Annotated in this window: 5 protein-coding genes; 1 reads left to right on the forward strand and 4 read right to left on the reverse strand. The window is 40.3% G+C overall.

What is annotated here, in order from left to right; translation table 11 throughout:
• Nucleotides 1–4 precede the first annotated feature (4 nt).
• Nucleotides 5–532 carry a carboxymuconolactone decarboxylase family protein gene (locus tag QNK26_RS00240; protein WP_319220221.1) on the reverse strand — a complete coding sequence of 176 codons (528 nt, stop codon included), beginning with the start codon at nucleotides 530–532 and terminating at the stop codon, nucleotides 5–7.
• Between the two features lie 165 nt (nucleotides 533–697).
• Between QNK26_RS00240 and QNK26_RS00245 the strand changes: the two genes are divergently transcribed.
• Complete coding sequence (locus tag QNK26_RS00245) at nucleotides 698–1,156, forward strand: MerR family DNA-binding protein (protein WP_319220222.1); 459 nt, start codon at nucleotides 698–700, stop codon at nucleotides 1,154–1,156.
• Nucleotides 1,157–1,189: 33 nt separating this feature from the next.
• Here the strand turns inward: QNK26_RS00245 and mobB are convergent, their stop codons facing one another.
• From mobB to QNK26_RS00260, 3 genes are all read right to left on the reverse strand, one after another.
• The gene (mobB, locus tag QNK26_RS00250) at nucleotides 1,190–1,732 is read right to left on the reverse strand and encodes a molybdopterin-guanine dinucleotide biosynthesis protein B (RefSeq protein WP_319220224.1); all 543 of its coding nucleotides are present in this window, start codon (nucleotides 1,730–1,732) and stop codon (nucleotides 1,190–1,192) included.
• Between the two features lie 129 nt (nucleotides 1,733–1,861).
• Nucleotides 1,862–4,990, reverse strand: coding sequence for a multidrug efflux RND transporter permease subunit (locus QNK26_RS00255; RefSeq protein WP_319220226.1), 3,129 nt, complete (start codon nucleotides 4,988–4,990; stop codon nucleotides 1,862–1,864).
• A gap of 11 nt (nucleotides 4,991–5,001) precedes the next feature.
• Nucleotides 5,002–5,431: efflux RND transporter periplasmic adaptor subunit (locus tag QNK26_RS00260; protein WP_319220228.1), on the reverse strand; the 430-nt coding region annotated here is incomplete at its 5' end.

Genomic DNA, 5,431 nt, shown 5'->3' on the forward strand with positions numbered 1-5,431 from the left:
TTTTCTATTGAGTTTTCCTAGTAAATTCTATCTCATCATTATATTTTGTGGTCATATTTTGGAACACTATAATTGTCGTTAACTCAACAATTTCATCATCGTTATAATAGCAACGCAGCTGGTCAATATGTCTGTCGGTGACATGTAATGACGTATCGGTTATTGCATCTGTATAAGCCAGCACCGCGCACTCTTGTGGTTTGAAATCACTACATTGTTGCCAATCTAATAATTTATCCTTATTCAACCTTTCTTTGAGACTCTGTAATACTTTAGAATCATGCTCAATGGTAAATTCACACTGATTCAGCTGTGCAACGCGTACACTCATCAGTGCATGGATATAAGGCTTGATAGGGGAGCTTTTTCTGTTAATTGTTTTGTATAATAAGAATGTAGCGGTAAATAATTTAGGTCTACGTCCCAATATTTGCGCAGGCTTTAAGGTTTTATTTTGTTTTCTTTCTAGCAACCATAAAAATGGACGTATAAACCACGAGTACTGGCTTGATTGTAATTTGGGGATACGCATAACTAACCTCGATGCATTGCTGTGTTTATTTGTATGACCATGCATTGCAACACTAATTATGGTTTAAATTAAGCAATAGGGTAAATTTGTGGTAGATTATTCATTGCTAAGTAAAAAGCCGAGTTCCATAAGAGCTTAATAAGTTTTAAATAAGGGTTACACTAAATGACGACGTATTATACTGCGGCTGATCTTGCTGAAGAGTTTTCGATCACGCGACGTGCTATCCGCTTTTATGAGACAAAAGGATTGTTGCAATCGGAACGTCGAGGACGGTTTATGTATTATGATTACCGTCAACGCGCTCGCTTAATCATTATCTTACGCAGTAAACGTTTAGGCATTAGTTTAGAGTCTGCAAAACATTACTTGGCCCTGTATGATGATAAACCTGATAGTCCGCCCCGTATGTTATACATGCTGCATCAGAGCCGTACACGATTAGATGAATTACGTGAGCAGCAACTTGCGTTGCAAGAAAGTATCGCGGAGCTGGAAACGCTAGAAAAGATTGCAATGCAGGATTTAACTGCCTGCGACATCGATATTGAATCAAGCTATAAAGATTACCTTGATGAGTTAACAGAGCACGGCAAGCATGAACTTATTGAGTCCCAGCCATAGTAATATCATCGGTATTACTATCGTCTTTTGAGTTTATGATTGGTGAATATAGTGCATTATAAAATCAGTGATTGCATTAATGTCGTTCAAGTCTAAATAAGTTAAACCTTTATCGAATAATGCCTTCTTATCAATCGCTGCATCAGTGGCGATGGCTATTATGTGCTGATCATCAACGGCCAATAATGGTTTGCCTAAGCAAGGGCGATGCAGTTCTATTTTAGTAAATGCTTCATGACGAAACCCTTCGACTAATACTAGGTCTAATTCATCCGTATTGAGCCAATTTAATTGGGTGATCAGTTTCGGCTCTTTAGGTTGAGCTTGCTCTGCAAATAATATACTGCGATGCGGTGAAGATAGAACCATTTGGCAAGCGCCAGACTTCCTTAATTTATAACTGTCTTTGCTAGGATCATCCATTTCGACATCATGGTGGCTGTGTTTTACCATGCCGATACGTAAACCGCGTGCGGTTAATTTTGGTAGTAGCTGAGTAATTAAGGTTGTTTTACCTGTACCACTAAATGCAGCAAAACCAAGCAATGGGATAGGGAAGTGGGCTAGCGTAGACATAATGAATGCTCGTCTATTTATTGTGGGAGTAAATCAGTATAAAAAAAAGAGGCCGCATAAGCGACCCCTTTATATCAATACCTGAGTATAATTAATTAGGACATTATTTTTAATATCCTAATAATTACATTAGAGTGCTGGTTTTTCTTCACAAGCTAATTTGGCACATTCAATAGCATGTTGTTTATCACTTTCTTCTAATTCTTCGTCTTCAACGAATGTCGGTAATGGTTTATGTTCAGTCGCAAGGAATGAATAAATTACCGGTAAGATGAATAGTGTAAACAGCGTACCGATTGCAAGACCAGATACGATCACAATACCAATACTAAAGCGCTGTTCAGCACCAGCACCTGTTGCATACATTAACGGGATAAGACCCGCAATCATTGCCGCAGTTGTCATTAGAATTGGGCGTAAACGTACTTTTGCTGCTTCGATTACAGCGTCAGTTCGGCTCTTACCATGATGAAGCTGTTCTTCTTTAGCAACTTCACAGATCAAGATACCGTGCTTAGTAATCAAACCAACGAGGGTAATCAAACCAACCTGAGAATAGATATTCATGGTTGATAGACCCCAAGCCAGAGATACCAATGCCCCCGATACCGCAAGTGGTACAGATACCATGATAACTAATGGATCACGTGCGGATTCAAACTGAATGGCAAGTACTAGGTAAATAATGGCAAGTGCAAGCGCAAATGTCATATATAACGCACTACCTTCAGTTACAAACTGTCGTGATTCACCCATAAAGTCATAACGGTAACCTTTTGGAAGTGTCGTTGACGCTGTGTTTTCGAACCATGTGATAGCATCACCCATCGCCACACCTGGACTTGTTACAGCACCAATCGTTGCTGAGTTAAGTTGGTTGAAGTGAGGGAGCGAACGTGGTTCTGCAACTACATCAATGGTAATCAAGCTGCCTAATGGTACTGCGCGGCCATCAGCTGCACGTACGTAGTAGCTATTCATTGACTCAGGGTTCAAACGGTATTTACGTTCGACTTGAGGGATAACCTCGTAAGAACGACCATTTAAATCAATACGGTTAACGTAACCATCAGACATCATTGTACTTAGTGTAATACCAATGTCTTGCATGGTAATACCGTAAGCGCCAGCTTTGTCTTTATCGATGTTAATCTTCATTGTTGCTGAATCGTAGTTAAGATCTAACTCCGAATACACAAATAATGAATTAGATTGTACTTCGGTCAATACGTCACTTGCTACTTGGAATAGGCTTTCAAAACTATTCGGTGTAGTAATAACAAACTGTACAGGTAGACCAGAACCAGCACCTGGTAATTCAGGCATTTGGAAGGCAATAACAGACATACCAGGTACATCTTTAACAAGTCCAGTTATACGCTCAACAACCTCACCTTGGCTTGCTTCACGTTCACTCCAAGGTACCATAGACGCAATACCAAATGCTTGGTTTGAGTTAGGTACACCAGAGAAGATCTGAGCGTAAGCAATTTCAGGTTGTTCGTTTAGTTTGTCGTTAACTTCACTCATCGAGTTTTCAATGTAATCCAAGTTAGCATTTGATGGTGCTGTACCCATCATCATCAATACACCTTTATCTTCAGACGGTGCAAGTTCACTTGGAATAAATTTAAATAACATTGGCATCGCTGCGAATACGATGATCGCAAACGCAATGACAACTGGACGTTTATGCATTACAGCGCTGATCATTCTTTCATAGCTGTTAGTCATGCGTTCAAGGAAGTTATGTACTATTTGTTCAAACTTGCTTGGTTTCGCATTTGCTAACAAGATTTTAGAACACATCATCGGTGATAATGTTAGTGCTAAAATACCTGAAATGAATACCGCACCAGCAAGGGTAAGGGCAAACTCTTTAAATAACGCACCTGTAATACCACCCATTAACGCGATTGGCGCATATACCGCACCCAGTGTTAATGTCATCGCAATAACAGGAACTGCAATTTCACGTGTACCTATGACTGCAGCGCGGAATGGGGACTCACCGAGTTTAATGTGACGGTCAATATTTTCTAATACAACAATCGCATCATCTACCACCAAACCAATTGCCAGTACCATCGCCAGCAGTGTCATTAAGTTCCACGAGAAACCAAATGATTGCATTACCATTGCCACACCAATCAAAGACAGTGGGATAGTAACAATAGGAATAATAACGGCACGGAGCGAACCAAGGAATAATGTAATTACCACGATCACGATAAGTGCTGCTTCGATAATGGTTTTAATTACTTCTTTGATTGATTCATTAATTGCAACAGTCGAGTCATACATCACGTTCATGCTGATGTTTGTCGGTAAGTTACGTTCAAGTTCTGGTAATAAGTCTAATACGTCGGCAGCAATATTGATCGGATTTGCTGTTGGCGCGGCATTCACGGCGGCTACAACGGCTTCTTTACCATTTGCTGAGGCACGGTATACATCATGACTCTTCTCTAAAGTAACTTTTGCAATGTCACTTAAGCGAATAACTTGACCTTTATCGGTTGAAACAACCAGGCGTTCAAGATCTTCAACGCTCGCAACTTGGGTATCGGCATTACCATTGTAAAGCACGAATTCACCAATTGCCTGACCTGTTGCAGACTGATAGTTATTACTATTCAGTACACCCATAATTTCGGTTGCAGTAAGGTCATACGCAGCCATTTTTAATGGGTCTAACCAAACACGTAGTGCGTATTTAATACCACCATACATGTCAACTTTAGAAACACCATTAATCGTGAACAGCTGTGGATTGATTACACGGTCAAGATAGTCGGTTACCTGACTTGAAGACAGCTCATCACTACTAAAGGCAATATACATTACCGCAGTCGTTGAACCTGTAGACATCGTCACTGTTGGATCTTCTGCTTCTTTTGGCAGTTGTGAGCGAACGGAGTTCGTTTTTGCCAAAATATCAGAAAGTGCAGCATTTGGATCGGTATTTAGTTTCATCGTAATGGTAATTGTAGATTTACCTAATACACTTGATGACGTCATAAAATCGATGTTATCTGCTTGGGCTACCGCTTGCTCTAAGGGCTGAGTAATAAAGCCTTGGATCAAATCGGCACTGGCGCCATAGTAGCCAGTAGATACGGTAACAACCGTATTGGTCATGTCAGGGTATTCTCGAACCTGCATTTTGAAAATTGCTTGTACACCAAGCAATGCGATCAAAAAGCTGATAGATACCGCTAGAACAGGACGCTTGATAAAAATATCAGTAAAGCGCATGTATCCTCCGATTAAAGCATTGGTGTTTCAGCTGGTACTTTCAGTGTATCGTTTTCAATAATTCGCACTTTAGCGTGATTACTTAAACGTACTTGACCTGATGTGACAATTTTGTCACCGGCTTTAACGCCTTCCAATACATGAGCGATTGCATCAATACGTTCGCCAACTTTAACAACAGATTGTGTTACACGTAGATCGCCATTTTCGTCTTCGCGAACAATATAAACATTGTCACCGTAAAGCGTAAATGTGATAGCCGTTTGTGGAACCGTAATTTGATTTTCGACGGTTGGTAAAATGACATTTGCACGTGCGAACATACCTGAACGAAGTTGTGAATCGTTATTTGGAATATCAGCTTGGATTTGGATCAAACCACTTTGGTAGTTTACAGCTGGTTCGATTGCGCTAATTTTACCGCTGAATGCTGTTTCAGGA

Origin of the sequence: Moritella sp., assembly GCF_033791185.1 — a bacterium.
Lineage (GTDB): Bacteria > Pseudomonadota > Gammaproteobacteria > Enterobacterales > Moritellaceae > Moritella.

What these genes read in the sequence shown, in the direction of transcription:
- QNK26_RS00240 (WP_319220221.1), bottom strand. Translation starts at nt 532, where the DNA reads ATGCGTATCCCCAAATTACAATCAAGCCAGTACTCGTGGTTTATACGT.
- QNK26_RS00245 (WP_319220222.1), top strand. Translation starts at nt 698, where the DNA reads ATGACGACGTATTATACTGCGGCTGATCTTGCTGAAGAGTTTTCGATC.
- mobB (WP_319220224.1), bottom strand. Translation starts at nt 1,732, where the DNA reads ATGTCTACGCTAGCCCACTTCCCTATCCCATTGCTTGGTTTTGCTGCA.
- QNK26_RS00255 (WP_319220226.1), bottom strand. Translation starts at nt 4,990, where the DNA reads ATGCGCTTTACTGATATTTTTATCAAGCGTCCTGTTCTAGCGGTATCT.